The organism is Chthonomonas sp. (assembly GCA_016788115.1).
In the GTDB taxonomy this organism is placed as follows: Bacteria; Armatimonadota; Fimbriimonadia; order Fimbriimonadales; family Fimbriimonadaceae; genus UBA2391.
In genome coordinates this window covers 141,633-156,399 of sequence record JAEURR010000007.1, presented here as the reverse complement: position 1 = coordinate 156,399, position 14,767 = coordinate 141,633, and the positions used below count along the sequence as shown (strand labels likewise).

The 14,767-nt window shown below is 59.6% G+C and carries 14 protein-coding genes and 1 pseudogene; 9 read left to right on the top strand and 6 right to left on the bottom strand.

What is annotated here, in order from left to right:
• The first annotated feature begins 50 nt into the window (after positions 1-50).
• Genes JNM85_08240 through JNM85_08230 form a run of 3 tightly spaced genes read left to right on the top strand, consistent with a single transcriptional unit; the run spans position 51 to position 2,372 of the window.
• Positions 51-671, top strand: a complete 621-nt coding sequence (locus JNM85_08240) for an NAD(P)H-dependent oxidoreductase subunit E (protein ID MBL8088040.1) — start codon at positions 51-53, stop codon at positions 669-671.
• A gap of 4 nt (positions 672-675) precedes the next feature.
• Positions 676-2,004, top strand: a complete 1,329-nt coding sequence (nuoF, locus tag JNM85_08235; protein ID MBL8088039.1) for an NADH-quinone oxidoreductase subunit NuoF — start codon at positions 676-678, stop codon at positions 2,002-2,004.
• The gene (locus tag JNM85_08230) at positions 2,004-2,372 is read left to right on the top strand and encodes a VOC family protein (GenBank protein ID MBL8088038.1); all 369 of its coding nucleotides are present in this window, start codon (positions 2,004-2,006) and stop codon (positions 2,370-2,372) included. The genes nuoF and JNM85_08230 overlap by 1 nt, the downstream gene beginning before the upstream one ends.
• Positions 2,373-2,441: 69 nt before the next feature.
• Here the strand turns inward: JNM85_08230 and JNM85_08225 are convergent, their stop codons facing one another.
• The 5 genes and pseudogenes from JNM85_08225 to JNM85_08205 all read right to left on the bottom strand — a co-directional run bounded on the left by JNM85_08225 (position 2,442) and on the right by JNM85_08205 (position 5,837).
• Positions 2,442-2,600, bottom strand: a complete 159-nt coding sequence (locus JNM85_08225; protein MBL8088037.1) for a hypothetical protein — start codon at positions 2,598-2,600, stop codon at positions 2,442-2,444.
• A 774-nt stretch (positions 2,601-3,374) separates the two neighbouring features.
• Positions 3,375-3,512, bottom strand: a pseudogene (locus JNM85_08220) (prepilin-type N-terminal cleavage/methylation domain-containing protein).
• A gap of 439 nt (positions 3,513-3,951) precedes the next feature.
• Positions 3,952-5,049, bottom strand: coding sequence for an NTP transferase domain-containing protein (locus JNM85_08215; GenBank protein MBL8088036.1), 1,098 nt, complete (start codon positions 5,047-5,049; stop codon positions 3,952-3,954).
• Between the two features lie 6 nt (positions 5,050-5,055).
• A complete protein-coding gene (locus tag JNM85_08210) occupies positions 5,056-5,391 on the bottom strand; it encodes a hypothetical protein (protein ID MBL8088035.1) in 336 nt (111 codons plus the stop codon).
• Positions 5,388-5,837, bottom strand: a complete 450-nt coding sequence (locus JNM85_08205) for a hypothetical protein (GenBank protein MBL8088034.1) — start codon at positions 5,835-5,837, stop codon at positions 5,388-5,390. Before JNM85_08205 ends, JNM85_08210 begins: the two co-directional genes overlap by 4 nt.
• Positions 5,838-5,878: 41 nt before the next feature.
• Between JNM85_08205 and JNM85_08200 the strand changes: the two genes are divergently transcribed.
• From JNM85_08200 to JNM85_08175, 6 genes are read left to right on the top strand one after another with little or no spacing between them, the layout of a single operon-like run.
• On the top strand, positions 5,879-6,568 hold the full coding sequence (locus JNM85_08200) for an endonuclease III (protein MBL8088033.1): 690 nt from the start codon (positions 5,879-5,881) through the stop codon (positions 6,566-6,568).
• Positions 6,561-9,134: a hypothetical protein gene (locus JNM85_08195; protein ID MBL8088032.1), complete on the top strand. Its 2,574-nt coding sequence runs from the start codon at positions 6,561-6,563 to the stop codon at positions 9,132-9,134. Before JNM85_08200 ends, JNM85_08195 begins: the two co-directional genes overlap by 8 nt.
• A gap of 3 nt (positions 9,135-9,137) precedes the next feature.
• Complete coding sequence (gene plsY, locus JNM85_08190) at positions 9,138-9,791, top strand: glycerol-3-phosphate 1-O-acyltransferase PlsY (protein MBL8088031.1); 654 nt, start codon at positions 9,138-9,140, stop codon at positions 9,789-9,791.
• Complete coding sequence (locus JNM85_08185) at positions 9,791-10,573, top strand: hypothetical protein (protein MBL8088030.1); 783 nt, start codon at positions 9,791-9,793, stop codon at positions 10,571-10,573. The genes plsY and JNM85_08185 overlap by 1 nt, the downstream gene beginning before the upstream one ends.
• The gene (locus tag JNM85_08180; protein MBL8088029.1) at positions 10,570-11,646 is read left to right on the top strand and encodes an LptF/LptG family permease; all 1,077 of its coding nucleotides are present in this window, start codon (positions 10,570-10,572) and stop codon (positions 11,644-11,646) included. Before JNM85_08185 ends, JNM85_08180 begins: the two co-directional genes overlap by 4 nt.
• On the top strand, positions 11,643-13,949 hold the full coding sequence (locus tag JNM85_08175; protein MBL8088028.1) for a hypothetical protein: 2,307 nt from the start codon (positions 11,643-11,645) through the stop codon (positions 13,947-13,949). The genes JNM85_08180 and JNM85_08175 overlap by 4 nt, the downstream gene beginning before the upstream one ends.
• Here the strand turns inward: JNM85_08175 and JNM85_08170 are convergent.
• The gene (locus tag JNM85_08170; GenBank protein MBL8088027.1) at positions 13,946-14,731 is read right to left on the bottom strand and encodes an ABC-2 family transporter protein; all 786 of its coding nucleotides are present in this window, start codon (positions 14,729-14,731) and stop codon (positions 13,946-13,948) included. The genes JNM85_08175 and JNM85_08170 overlap by 4 nt on opposite strands.
• Positions 14,732-14,767: the final 36 nt, after the last annotated feature.

The window sequence follows — 14,767 nt, the reverse complement described above, 5'->3', positions numbered from 1 at the left end:
GAGCTCCGCCCCGAAGTTAGGGTCAAGTGAGTAGAATCAAGGTCAATTCCATGAGTCAACTGATTCAACTTGGTGGCATCAACGAACGGCCGAAGGCGCCGAAGGGAGACACGCTGAAACTGCATTTCAGCGACGAGGCGATTCACGAACTGAACGCCTTGATGACCCACTACCCCGACAAGAAGAGTTGTATCCTTCCAGGACTTTGGATCGCCCAGCGCGAGTACGGCGGATTCTTGAGCGGCGAGGCGATCGCCGAAGTCGCCCACCGGTTGGAGCGGAGCTACGCCGAAGTTGAAGGAGTCGCAACGTTCTATTCGATGTACAACACCGCCCACGCAGTGGGCAAGCACATGATCGAGGTGTGCACCTGCCTGAGCTGCCACATGTGCGGGGCCTACCGCATTGCCGACCACCTGAAAGAGAAGCTGGGGATCGGCTTCGGCGAGACGACCCCCGACGGTCTGTTCACCCTTCACGAAGTCGAGTGCCTGAACGCATGCGACCGCGCGCCACTCCTTCAAATCGGCAGCGACTACCACGGGCCCGTCGATGCCGCGTATGTGGATCGGCTCATCGATGAGCTTCGCACTAAGGAAACTTCCAGCGTGACCCAACTTGCCGACGACATCGTCAAGGTTCACCTCCGCGACGTGGAGAAGATTCGATAACACCATGGCAGAAACCAAACTTCTCTTAGAGCACTCACATGACCCCGCGTACCGAACTCTCAAGGGCTACCAAGCCACCGGGGGTTACGACGGGTTGCGCAAGGCGATCGCGATGGAGCGCCAGGCCGTCATTGACGAGATCAAGGCTTCGAACCTGCGCGGTCGCGGAGGCGCTGGCTTCCCAACTTGGATCAAGTGGAACGGCATCGAGAAAACCAAGACTCAGCCGCACTACATGATCTGCAACGCCGACGAGGGCGAGCCGGGGACCTTCAAGGACAAGCAGTTGATGGAGACGACGCCGTTCCTGCTGATCGAAGGGATGACCATCGGTGGATTCGCGACTCAAGCCGACGCCGGTTACATCTACATCCGCGCCGAGTTTGTGGATGCCGCCAAGGCCCTGCGCAGCGCGATCGACGAAGCGTACGCAGCCGGCCTCCTGGGCAAGAACATCATGGGCTCGGGCTACGATTTCGACCTCTACATCCACCTCGGGGCGGGCAGCTACGAGTGCGGTGAAGAGAGCGCCCTGATGAGCTCGCTGATGGGTGAGCGGGGAATGCCCCGACTGAAGTTCCCTCACGCCCCGCTTCCGACCGTTGCGGGTGTCTGGGATCGGCCCACCATTATCAACAACGTCGAGACCTATGCTTGCGCACCGTTCATCCTGAAGAATGGGGGTAACTGGTACGCGACGCTCGGAGCCTCTACCAAGAACTCGCGCGGAACAAAGATTTTCTCCGTGAGCGGCCATGTGAACAGGCCCGGCAACTACGAGATCGAGTTCGGCGTCACGTTGAACGACCTGCTCGAACTTGCGGGCGGCATGAAGGGTGGCAAGCTGAAGGCCTGTGTCCCCGGCGGCTCGTCGGTGCCCATCATCAACGCCGAGGATTGCGGCAAAGCGATCATCGGTTACGAAGAGATGGGCGAAGTGAAGACGATGGTCGGCTCGGGCGGCTGCATGTTCCTGAACGAACACACCTGCATCGTCTCATTCATCTGGCGGACCGCCCTCTTCTATGCGCAAGAGTCGTGCGGGAAGTGCACTCCGTGCCGAGAAGGGACCAAGTGGATGCTTAACATCCTTGAGCGAATCATGCTCGGTCGCGGACAGGACGGAGACATGGAGTTGTTGCTCGACATCACCAAACAAATCGACGGACGCTCCTTCTGCGGACTCGGAGATGCCGCGGCCTGGCCGGTCGCAGCGGCTCTGCGAGTCTTCCCCGAGGAGTTCGAGTACTTTATCAAGCACGGCAAGTCGATGGTCCAGACCGCGGAAGCAAAAGCTTTGGTGCCGAGCGAGTTCCAACTCACGGGTGTTTGATGGCGTTCCCCTCGCTAGGGCAAGTCGCGTTGTGCGTCGCGGATATTGAACGCGCCAAAGCATTTTATGTCGATGTAATCGGCTTGACGCATCTGTTTGATGCAGGCCCCAAACTCTGCTTCCTCGATGCGGGCGGTGTGCGCATCATGCTGAGCCCGCCTGAGGGCGCAGGAGCCCCCGGAGCAAACTCGGTGCTCTACTACCGGGTGGCCGACGTAGACCAGGTCCACTCGAATGCCGTCAGGGCTGGCGCGGTGGACGCGGGCGCGCCTCATAAGATCGCCCAGATGCCCGATCACGAACTCTGGATGGCGTTCGTCAAGGACCCGGATGGGAACCTCGTCGGGCTGATGGAAGAGCGCCGCTAGTTGGATTCAAGACAAAACGCGCCCGTTCCAGATGGAACGGGCGCGTTTTGTCTTGCTTGAGAGTAGAAACTACTCCTTAGCTTGGACCGTGTCAGCCTTGCTGCCCTTGTTGTCAGCGGAAGCTTCGATGGGCTTGGAAGCCGCATCATCAGTCTTGCCACCGGAGCAACCAGCGACCAAGGTCGCGGCGATGGAACCTAGAATGAGAAGAGAAATAGCTCGCTTCATAATTTAGAATCCACTTGGGTTGAAGGCTCGGATGACCTTGTACGTGGTCGCGCCAGACGAGCTGGTCTGACCATCGTAGAAGAACGCGCGATGATCGACGGACTTGGCCGACGTGTCGGTTGCGACGTAGGTCGACTTGCCCTTCGAGATGGCGCAGCCCGTAGCTGTACCAACGCCGTTGCGCTGAGCTTCAGCGTCCGGTCGCGTAAAGGCGGTCGGACCTGCGTAGCCGTAGCTGCCACCGTTCACGTTGTAGCTTGCCGGGTTCCAGCGAGCACAGTAAGAGAGCGGGCCAACCGTTGCGGCGCCAGCGAGCGACATCCAGACGTCCCAGTTGTTCGCTTCGACAATCAAGGCCGTGGTCGAAACTTCTCCGACCTGCGACGAGGAGAGCGAAGGAGCGATGCCTCGACCGAGCCAGTCGTTCGTACCGGCAGCGTTCGGAGCAAGGTTTACGAAACCAGCGATACCGTCGTAGCGGACCGTCTGACCGACGTGCGTGCCCTGGAAGAAGCCCTGAGCGCGGACGCCTGCGTTGGCGTTGGTGACGGCTCGTGCCGGCATACCAAGGTGCTGGATTCGAATCCAAGCGATTTCAGCAGCTGCACCAGTTGGTCGCGAGCGCTTGACGTTCAGCATGATGTCCCAGTTCTTCGAGTAGGGCTGGATCAGTTCCTGCCAACCGTAGTCGCCGTCGATGACGGGCTGGCTGGCCATGGAGACGGCGAAGAGATCTTCGTAGTCGCCGGAGTAGAGGATCTGTGCCGTACCCGTCTGCTTCATATTGCTAAGCAGTTGAGTGTTCTTGGCAGACTCTTTGGCCTGGGCGAAGACAGGGAACAGGATCGCCGCGAGGATCGCGATGATCGCGATGACGACGAGAAGCTCGATAAGCGTAAATGCTTTTCGCATTAGGGTGTACCTCCAAGATTTCACGCCGGTCACCCGACGTGTTTGACTCCTGAAGTACGGCGCTTTCCAGAGCACACCCATGCTGTAGCGCTTTGTGCCCTTTCCCACGTCATGGTCGCCGAAGTCGAAGGTAGGCGTAGATAATTGCTTTTCATATTCCGCCTCGGACTCACCTGACGCTTTCGCTGGATCGGTGCCGTTTTTCAGTTGTCGGTCGATGCGCTCACCATCGAGCGCGAGCCCGAAGGCTCATGGCGAACTCTTCGCGGGACAGGTCCCTTGAAGAACCGTACTTTACCATCTTGAATTAACAAGATGTAAACACTCGGACGGAAAAGTCAAGGATTTCGTTCCAAGAATGTTCCACTGAGTGCGTTTGTGCGTGACGCTACTATACAACGCTAGATTCAGAACTACAAGCGGAAAGTGTCAATACAGGCTAGATTTTTTCCGGAGACTGCGCGCGCACAGATTCAACGACCCGCCGGACATCCTGCGCCCGATCCTTTGGCAGGACTAAAACGGCGTCCTCGGTGACGACCACGACCAGCCCCTCAACCCCGAGTGTACACACGGTCATCGTCGCCGATTCGTTGATGACGATGCTCTGCGAAGACTCGACAGCGTGGACGTCGCCCCGAACGACATTGCCCGCTGAGTCGGGGCTGAGTGACCGATCCAGTGCGTCCCAGGCACCTACGTCGTCCCAGTCAAACGCCGCCTTGGCTACGTACACGGTACGCGCCTTCTCCATGAGCGCGTAGTCGATTGAAATACTGGGCAGGGCTGCGAAGGCCTCGTCGGCCATCGTCTGGTCGCCTGACCTTAGTAACTCTGCGATTCGCATGGTTGCCGCATAAAGTTCTGGCGCGGCCAGTTCCAGTTCCGTCAGGAAGGTAGCCAGCGTCCAGAAGAAAGTGCCGCTGTTCCAGTAGAAACCGCCATGCACCAGGAAAGCTTCGGCTGTCGAATGATCAGGCTTCTCGCGGAATTGCCTCACGGGCAGGACCGGCACCAACGAAGTGCCCAAGGCAGTCCGGCCAGAATCAGCCTCGATGTAACCGTAGCCTGTTTCGGGCCGAGAGGGAGGAATCCCGATGGTGACAATGCCGCCTGTCGATTCCGCGACCCCTAGAGCTGTATCGATCGTGTCTCGAAATCGGTCGTCGGGCGAAATCCGGTGATCCGCCGCAATCACCGCCATCGTAACGGAGCTGCGCGCGTCAGCGTCTTGGGCCAGCAGGTTCGCCGCGACCCATATGAGGCAGCCCGCCGTATTGCGCTTGTGGGGTTCGGCCTGGACATTTCCTGCGGGCAACTCAGGCAAGGCGGATTGGCTAGGGGCGACCAAATGAGGGGCGGTCGCGATAAAGATGTTTTCTGCCGCGAACGTTGGCTGCAACCGATCCACTGTCTGCGCGAGCAGCGTCCGATCCGGCGAGGCCAGGTTCAAGAGCTGCTTGGGTCGATGGAGTCTCGATAGCGGCCAAAACCGCTCGCCCGATCCTCCCGCCATGACAATTGCTATGCGTCGCATTGCCATCTATTTTCGGTCGAACTCGAGCGTCCCTTTCACGCCATTTAGTACCAGGTTCGTTTCTCCCAGTCGTTCAATCTTGAATGTGCTCTTGTTGAGGGTCTTGTCCGCTGGCATCAAATCGAGGTCCTTCGGCGATCGGGTGTACTTACCCATGATCGAGATCGCAGACCCCGGATCGTTCTTCAGGGTCGCCGTCCATTCGTAGGAGTCCTTCGGTCCGAACCTCAGTGTGATCGTCTGATCTTGAAAAGTCGCGACCCAAGTGCCTTCGATCGGAGAGGGGCGACAACCAGAGAGCACGAACGCACCCAAGACCAGAGCGAAGCAAGCTCGCTTCACTTCGATTTGGCCTTGTCGGTCGTCGTCGGACCCGCGATTCGCTTGTAGATGGCCACTTCCTTGGGGCTATCAATCGGGCTGAAATGCCATTCGTCCTTGGAGGGCCACTTCACGGTTCCGACGTCCTGCTTTAGGAGGTCCGGCGGCAGTGTCTTGGCCATCTCCTTCTTGCGCGCATCACTCATGTTCTCGAGTGAAAACTCGCTCGGCTTGGCGTACAGCTTCTCATCCCGATATTGGTAGGTACCGCGAACTTCCAAGCGTTCTCCGTTAGTGTGCTTGAATGTACGATCGACGTATGTCCCGTCGGTGTACATGACGATCTCGTGTTGGATTCCCTTGGCGGTGGTCTCTTTCCAGACGCCGACAAAGTCTGGGGCAGGCTTGCTACAGCCGACCATCGTGAGGGTCGCAAGGGCAATGGCGCTCCATCCAATCGTTCGCATTCGTTGCAGTCTACTAGGAACCGCCATAATCGTCTAGCGGTATGGGCAAAGTCGGAACCGGTGCGCGTCAAGCCGAACGAATTCAGCAGATCATCGAGTCGCTTGAGCGGCTGCATGGTCGCCCCCGTTTCATCCCGCGTTTTGACCCGATGGACGAGCTCATCAGCTGCATCTTGAGCCAGCACACCAACGATGCGCGCAGCTTCCCGACGTTCACCCATCTTCGGGAGACCTACCCGACCTGGAAGTCCCTGGCCGACGCTCCGGTGGAGGGCGTCGCGAGGTGTATCCAGGGGGCGGGGCTTTCCAATCAGAAATCGAAGTGGATCAAGGCGTGTCTCCAGCGGATTCATGCGCATGCGGGCGAGTACGATCTTGGATTCCTGCGACAAATGTCGGACGCGGAAGCAAGAAAGTGGCTGGAGCAACTCCCCGGCGTCGGGCCCAAGACCAGTTGCATCGTCTTGTGCTTCGCCCTCGGACGCGAGGTCATCCCGGTGGACACTCACGTTCACCGGACATCGATCCGACTCGGGGTCATCGAGCCAGCGGTGAACGAACAGAGGGCCCACGACTTGTTGCCGTCGTTCGTTCCAAATGGATGGAGCTTTCGGTATCACGTCACGCTCATCCAACACGGTCGGACCACCTGTCGGGCGCAGCGTCCCTTGTGCAGTGAATGTCTCGTCGCGGACCTGTGCCCACGCATTGGAGTGCAGCTAAGTGCCTGAGCCGCTTCTCCCCAACTGGCGCGGAGTGGTGCCAGAGCACTTGCTCCGAGCGCTCGACGAGGCTCCCATCCCAAGCCTTGCCGTCTCCCAACTCGCCCGGCTCATCGACCAAAGTACCAATGCGGCGACATTTTGCGATGGGTTGGCCTCGTCGCCGCAGGGCGCATTGTTCGTTCGACTCTTGGGCTGCAGCCGCCAGCTAGGAAATACAGTCGCCCAAAACCCGGAGTTCGCCTCGCTGATTTTGGAGTCCGACCTGCTGCTCCAACCGTTTTCCATAGAGGCTGAGCGCGCGGTTTGCACGCGCTTGCTTGCATCTGCGACCTCGACCGACCACAAGCTTGATCGACTGCGTTTCATCAAGCAACAGTGGACGCTACGTTTGGCCGCACGGGATCTCGCCGGGCTTGTCCCACCGGCTGCTACATGGCAGGATCTGAGTGACCTCGCATCGCTGTTGATAGAGCAGACACTGCACGTTGTGTGGGCAAAACAAAGCGCGGACAACGGGCTTGAAGGCCGGCCACCCATCAGTATCGCTGCGTTCGGCAAGCTGGGAGGAGGAGAGCTGAACTACTCCTCCGACGTGGACTTGGCGTACGTCATCGCCGATGAAGCTGACGAGAAGATGGAGCGTCAGGCAGTCCGGTTGGCCGAGTCGCTTGGTCGTGCGCTCGCTCAGCGGATGGGGCGCGGCGCAATCACGCGCGTCGATGTCCGCCTGCGGCCCTACGGCGGAACCGGCCCACTGGTCAATCGCATGAAGTCGGTCGAGGCGTACTACAGAAAGTATGCCGAGCCTTGGGAAGTTCTCGCGCTCATACGGTCGCGAATCCTGATCGGCCCCGAGGAGATCCAGGTTCGATGGAATGCGATGCGCGCCGCGGCGTGCTTCTCCGGTGTTCCGGGGCAGTGGGCTGTGGAGAGCATCCTCGCCATGCGCAAGCGGATCGACGGGATCGCACGCCCCGACGATCTGAAGCGGTCACCAGGTGGAATCCGCGATGTGGAGTTCATCACCCAGCTACTGCAGTTGGCGACCGGTCACCAGTCCGTGACCTTGCGGGAGCGGGCGACACTGCCAACCCTGCAAGCTCTCTCTGAACATGGCGTCTTACCCGTGGTGGTCGCCGATCGACTCTCGGCGGCGTACACGCTCTACCGCCAGACCGAGCACCGTATCCAGTGGATGGACGATCGCCAAACGCACACCCTGCCCGAAAGCCCCTCAGAACGCGAGGCTTTGGCCAAGTCGCTCCATTTCGACGACTTTGCGGACTTGGAATCGCGACTGAGGGAAGAGGCCCAGTTTGTTCGCGGGACCTACTCCGATCTTTTTGCCGTCAGCGAGGACTCTCCTGACGACGCGCGCACCAAGATCCAGTCCGCCGGGCCCGATGTGCTAGCGTGGGTGGACTCCACTGCGACCCCGGAGCTCGCGGCGGCGACACTTGTGGAGAACCGGGATAGCCTGGGTCGGCTGGAAGTGCTTGCCAAGTGCGCGCCCGCCCTGCGAGAGCTTCTCACCCAGGACTCTGTGCTGTTTGAGCACGTCTTGTCGGGCGAAATCCTCGAGCCTCTCTCGCCGATGGTTTGGCCGACTTCGACGACTTCGCAAGCCGCCATGATCAGGCGCAGATGGGCGCGGCTCATAGTCCAAGGTGTGCTCGAACCGGAGGTGACCGTGTGCACAGACCTAAGCGAACTCGTGGGGGCAGTGCTCCGAAACGTAGTGCAGCACCCTGCGTTGGGAGTCATTGGACTCGGCAGTCTGGCCGCAAGGGAACTCAGTCCCGATTCGGACGTCGATCTGCTCCTCCTCGCTGACGACGCCTCAGACTTTGAATCGCTTGAGCGCGCCGCCCAAGAGTTACTGCGCTCGATCGCCGAGTTGCGCACACACGGTGCGCCTCTCAGAGTGGATTTGCGGTTACGCCCCGAGGGGAGCAAAGGACTTCTCGTTCGGTCTCTTGGAGGATTCTTAACGTATGAACTTGGCGACATGGAGCCATGGGAGAGGATGGCCCTGAGTCGCTCGGCTCCGGTCGCCTGCTCGGACGAGCTGTTTCGAGCGGTTCGCCAGGCAGCGTTCAACCTCAAACTGACTCCCGAAGCACTCGGCGAGCTTGATCGAGTCAAGCTCAGAGTCGAGAACGAGCGACTTAGCCCAGCCCTTCGAATGCGCCAGATCAAGCTCGGATACGGTGGGACGATGGACCTTGAGTGGGCGCTCCAGTTGCTGCTTCTTGCGGGAGCGAACGAGTTCCCGCTGGACCTCGATGCGGCCACCATCCCGCGCATCGAGTTTGCAGTGCAGGCTGGATGGGTGGGTGCGTCGGAGGGTGCACAGATGGCCCAGGCGTGGCGACATCACCAGCGCTTGCGGTTCGCCATCCCGCTCCTTGGCTACGAGCCTGACGTCCTTCCGGAGAATCCAGATAAACTCGCGACACTTGCACACGTCGCGGGCTTCGAGTCTGCCAATGCTCTCCTCGCCGTCGATCAATCGGTCCGCGCCACGACAAGAGAGCACTTGCAGACCATTCGCGAACGTCTCAAGCATTGAACAATGTTTGTAACTGTTATCTGCGCCGCTGCCAGCTTCTTGACAGGCTCCATTCCGTTCGGAGTGCTCGCGGCGCGTTCTCGCGGTGTGGACATCATGTCGGTCGGCAGTGGCAACACTGGAACGACCAACGTTTGGCGGAGTCTAGGTTGGAAAGTCGGGCTACCCGTGTTCATCCTCGACGTGCTCAAGGGCTTTGCGCCGACGCTTGTCTCGGCGAATCTGCTCGGGAAACCTGAAAACGGTCTGCTGATCGGGTTGCTGGCAGTGCTCGGACACTCGTTCTCGCCTTGGATCGGGTTCAAAGGAGGCAAGGGAATCGCCACCGGACTCGGCGTGCTTCTGGCCGCCGCCCCCGCCGCCGCTGGCATCGCATTTGGCGTCTTCGCAATCGTGCTCGCGATCACCCGCTACGTCTCGCTCGCGAGCATGATCGCATGCGTGGCCCTACTCGTTGCGGGCTTCGTTCAGCATCTTTCGCCGACCTTCCTCATCGCTTTCGGGGCGTTCACCCTGTTCGTCTTCATTCGGCATCGAGCAAACATCCAACGGCTCATGGCCGGGACCGAGAACCGCATCGGCTCGAAGAAATCCGGACCGAATCATGCTGCGGTGACGCTTGAGCCCGATCCACAACCAACGGAACCCAAGGCGTAGTGCTACTCCTCTACTTCACCCTGTACGCCCTCACTCTCGTTTGCACGGGAGTTACTGCGGTCACGACCGTGAACTTGATAATCATGGGCGAGATTGAGACGCTCTTGGGAATCATTGTGCTGTTCATGACGTTGGTCGTCGCCTTCTTCGTCATCGTTCCCCCGATCCCTGGCACGAGCATCATCTTCGCTTTGACCATCATCCTTTACACTTGCTTTGTCCCGACGCTTAAGGAGGCGATGAACAAGTACCAACTGGATGCCATCGACTACAAACAAACCAAACTCGCCTACGATCGACTGAAAGCCAACCCGTTAGCTTTGTCGAATGTCCTGTTGATCGCCGAGTCGGCTTACGCACGCGGCCTCATCGGTCCCGCCATCCGGATGATGGAGTCGGCCATCCCTCAGCTGCCCGCCGCGATGACCGTGAACGAGGTTGCAAGGCTCAAATCGTGGCAACGACAGTCGCCCTCCCATGAGCAGTTTCGGCCCCACGCGTGTCAGAAGTGCGGCATCCAGAATGAGCCCGAGCAGATATTCTGCCGTCGCTGCGGGCACGAGTTTTGGCTGGATTACATGTTTGTTGGCATCGCCCAGGCTAGCCCCGTTCGGCGAGCGTTCCAAGCATGGATTGCAGTTTCTGGCGCGTTGATAGCGGTGACGGTCCTTGGCCCGCTCGCGCCATTCCCGCTCAACCTCGTGGTTTACGCCGTGGCATTGGGCGTGGCGACCGCGATGGTCATTCGATTGCTGGTGCGTTCGGGAGGCACCGCCGCTTGAAGCAGCTCGACCGGTACATCATTCGTGAGATGGCGGTGCCGATGCTCATCGGCACCCTGTCATTTCTCATGATGTTTCAGGCGAACATGCTGATCGCGCTCTTCAAGGAGTACCCGATGGATCGGGTGCCCCCTCGCGCGATCCTCCAGCTCATCCTGCTGAAATCGCCCTATTTTCTGCAGATGACGCTGCCGATCGGGATGGCGATCGCCTCATCGCTGGCAGTGGCCCGGCTGGTTCGCGAGTCCGAACTCACCGCGATGCGCGCTGCGGGCATGGCGATCCGGCGTGTTCTCCGCCCCGTTGCGATGATCGGTCTTGTGATCGCTGCCCTGAACTTCGTGGTCGTCGAGTACGTTCAGCCGCCGAGCGAGGTGCGCTCCCGCAAGCTGTTCGAAGAGGTCCTACTCCTGAGCTCGATGGGCGCGCCCCAAGCCAACGTCACGCTCAAGGTCCGAGACTATTCGGTGAATGTGCGCGCAGTTGCTCCTGATGGCAAAGACCGCCTGATCCTGAGCGACGTCCTCCTCTTCCAGCGCCGCCAAGACGACGAGGTCGTCATCGTCACTGCCAAATCGGGCTGGTATCGCGAGGGCACTTGGCGTTTCATCCAGCCCCGGATGAACGTGGTCCGAGGCAACACGCTCATCAACGCGCGGGCCATTGGCGATATCCTCATCGAAGAGAAAATCAGCATCTCGGAGTACCTGAGCAACCAGCCTCGACAGGATGAGAAGAGCCTCCGCGAACTCTGGGCATTCGTGCAAGAGGGTCGCCGCACCCAGCGCGACACCAAGGTCGTCGAGATCGCGTTCCACAACCGCATTGCCATCCCGATCACCTGCCTCGTCTTTGCGATTACGGGCCCTATGACTGCGCTGTGGTTTGCGCGCTCCGGCCCGTTCCTGGGGGTTTTCATGAGCCTCGTGATGGTGCTCATGTACTACAACGGGTTCGTGATCTTTAACGAGATCCTGGGTCGCAACGGGTGGATCCCGCCGATCTTGGCCGCGTGGGCACCCAACCTACTGTTTCTTGCCGCCGGACTCTGGGCACTCCGGAGAGCCGAGTGAGGGTTTCAGTCGCTGCATTGTTTCTCGCCGGGTTCGCGGGACACGCGCTGGCCATCCCAACCGTTCCCGTCCAGCCGGTCATCCAGGAACTGCAACGCCGGGGCATCGTTCCCGTGCAACCGCAGCGCAAGCCGACGGAAGCGACTGGATTTCCCGGCGGGGGACAGAAAGATGTGCTTCCCGCTCCGAGGACGGACAGCACAAAGTTCGTGTTGAAGAACGCCGACAGTTCCCGCCGTGAAGGTTCGCGCGTGGTCGCGGACGGGGACGTGCGATTCAGCTTTCGCGGATACGAGTGCCGAGCAGACTCCGTCGATGGCGATGTCGCCACGCAGATCTTCGTGCTCAGCGGCAACGTCGTCATCACCGGCTCGGATCAAGCGGTGAAGGGCGCGCGGGCGGTCGTCAATTTCGACACGCGGACGATCGCCTACGACGATGCGAAGGCTATCCTTGGCCCGGCATTCGTCGGTCCGAGCATCCGCTCAAATCTCTACTTGAAGGGGAGTGCCGGCGGCGGGTCGCGCAAGCACTTTCACATTGGCGTGAGCACCGTGACCAGTTGCGAACGCGAACATCCCCACTACGAGTTTCAAGTCAGGGACGGCGACATTCAGCCCGGCAAGCGGGCAGTCCTCCGTGACGTCCGGATTCGGCTCTTCGACCGCACCCTGCTGCGGCTCCCTTATGTGCTCATACCTTTGGAGGAGCGCGTGGAACGGTACACGCCCGAGGTTGGACAGTCGCGCGATGAAGGGTATTTCATCAAGAACCGACTCGAGTTTCCGGTTGGTTCTGGCGATTCGATGTTCGCACGGACTGACTACTTCTCGAAGCTTGGCGCGGGTCTGGGTCTCGATTATGACTATGCGGGAGCCGGAAAACTCGGACGTGCGCGTGTTTATGGGCTCCCTGGTCGGGCAAGGACGGGACTGGTATCGCTCGAGCACCGGCAGGCAATGCTCGGCGGCCTTGTTCGAATCGACAGCACGCTCATTCAGAACAACTACTTGACCGCCCCGAACAACCGGACCTACAACGCCCGCGGAACCTACACCATCAACACCCCGGGCGGGCGCGTGAACTTCTCGGCGACTCGGACGGGGAACCGCACAAGTGGGTTCGGCAGCATCAACCAGGTGTTCTCGCTCTCTCACGACGAGTCGTGGAACGGCAAGTTCCGAACGAGTTTCTCCAGCGATCTTACACAAAATCGGTCTGCCGCGGGCGGGCAAAAGAGCGACCGACGCGTCGCAAACCTGAGTTTCCGGGGCACGCAAGATTTCGACCGCGCCCAGGCTCAGCTGGACTATCAGCGGCAGATCCCGGTCGGCCAGCAGAACGGGTTTTTCGGATCGACCGACCGTACGCCGCTCGTGACGCTCTCTACCGACTCGCGTAAGTTATGGGGCACCAAAGGGGACAAGGTCTTGCCGCTACGGGGTGAACTGTCACTCGGCGAACTCGCCGACTCGGTGCAGCGCAAGCGGTTCACCCGCACTGCGCTCGACCTTAGCAGCCAGAAATCCGTCAACCTTCCGCGGGACGGATCGGCGAACTACGCGCTGCGATTTCGTCAGGGTGTGTATAGCAATAACACTGCGCAGTACGTTCTGAACTCAGACCTTGGCTACAAGTTGGGCATACGGCGAAAAACGTCAATCTTCATCCGCCATTCTTATCTGAATCCATTCGGCTTCACGCCGATCGCCTCCGATCGTACCGGCAGAAATCACCAAGTTTCTGCCGATTTGCAGTACGAAGTCGCCCCTACTTTCAACGTGAGTGCACAGACTAGCTACGACTTTTTGCAGCTGGATCGCAAGCAAGTCGCTTGGCAGAACGTGGGTGTCCGCACGGACTGGACGCCGAACGACAAACTCTTCATCCGCACGCTCTCAAACTACGACCCATTCAACCAATGGTGGAGCAACGTACGTTTGGATGCGGGATGGAAAGTGAGCAAGGGATACGTCTCTGCGGGCCTGCGCTACGACGGCCCGCGGCATCGGTGGGGAAGTATCAACGTGCTCGCCGACGGGTTGGAGTGGAAGCGGCTTCGAACCAGCGTTCTCGCCAACTTCAATGGCTATTCGAACAAGATCGAATCGTGGCAACTCAGCATGACGTACGACCTGCACTGCGCCGAGGCTGTACTCCAGATCATCGAAAACAAAGTCGGATTCCGGTCCGGCCGTGAGATCGGGTTCTTTATCCGGCTCAAAGCGCTGCCGTTCGATACGCCGTTTGGCATCGGGCGTCGAGGCCAGGGCCTTGGTACCGGCACCGGAATCGGGTTCTAGCTGCTCGCGCTCGAATAGTCCCGGAGGGCGCGCCTCCAGAAGAGCCGCGTGGTTACAAGCATGAAAACGGCCCAGCTCGTGCCAATAGCCAAAAGCTGCGGACTCCAACCCGTGCGCAATATCATCGTCGGCACGTAGGCGACTGCCCCCAGGGGCAGGCCGAAGAGCATGATCCGCTGGGTGAGCCGGGGGAAGATTTCGAGTGGATACCGAGACACGTCGAACACCATCTCGCCGAGCACCCAAAGGTTATCAACTCGGACGAAGTAGATCGACAGGGTCATCAGCAACAGCGTGATGCCGTAGAAAATTGCAACTCCGCACAGCAATAGCCACACGAATCCAGCCCACTGCAGCGCATCGGGGGCCGGCGAAATCCTCGATCCGAACCATGCGATCACCGATCCTTGGACAAAGATGTCCGCGACCCGGTCGAAGCTAAATCGCCGTGAACTCACCCAGAACTGCGAATCGACCGGTTTCGTGACCACAAAGTCGAGCGTTCCCAGTCGAATCTGTTGGGGCAGCTCGCTCAAGCTGGTGGCAAAGACGGCGTGGATCGAATACGTCAAGAACGACGTGGCCGTGAGCACCAGCATCTCGTTGAGCGTCCAACCCGCAACCGTCTTGGTACGTTGAAAAATCACGAGCACGATGAGCGAAAAGAACACTGCCCACGTGAGGTTGCGGAGGATCTTGGCCAGGAAGTTGACTCGGAACTCAAGTTCTCGGGCGAGTGAACTCAGGAAGAACTGGCGGTAGATCTTGGCGTAACGACGCATCTGTCTCCGAGCCTACCCGGGCGTATACTCGCAGCC

Coding starts and splice junctions, on each gene's coding strand:
- JNM85_08240 (MBL8088040.1), top strand. CDS start 51: ATGAGTCAACTGATTCAACTTGGTGGCATCAACGAACGGCCGAAGGCG.
- nuoF (MBL8088039.1), top strand. CDS start 676: ATGGCAGAAACCAAACTTCTCTTAGAGCACTCACATGACCCCGCGTAC.
- JNM85_08230 (MBL8088038.1), top strand. CDS start 2,004: ATGGCGTTCCCCTCGCTAGGGCAAGTCGCGTTGTGCGTCGCGGATATT.
- JNM85_08225 (MBL8088037.1), bottom strand. CDS start 2,600: ATGAAGCGAGCTATTTCTCTTCTCATTCTAGGTTCCATCGCCGCGACC.
- JNM85_08215 (MBL8088036.1), bottom strand. CDS start 5,049: ATGCGACGCATAGCAATTGTCATGGCGGGAGGATCGGGCGAGCGGTTT.
- JNM85_08205 (MBL8088034.1), bottom strand. CDS start 5,837: ATGCGAACGATTGGATGGAGCGCCATTGCCCTTGCGACCCTCACGATG.
- JNM85_08200 (MBL8088033.1), top strand. CDS start 5,879: ATGGGCAAAGTCGGAACCGGTGCGCGTCAAGCCGAACGAATTCAGCAG.
- plsY (MBL8088031.1), top strand. CDS start 9,138: ATGTTTGTAACTGTTATCTGCGCCGCTGCCAGCTTCTTGACAGGCTCC.
- JNM85_08170 (MBL8088027.1), bottom strand. CDS start 14,731: ATGCGTCGTTACGCCAAGATCTACCGCCAGTTCTTCCTGAGTTCACTC.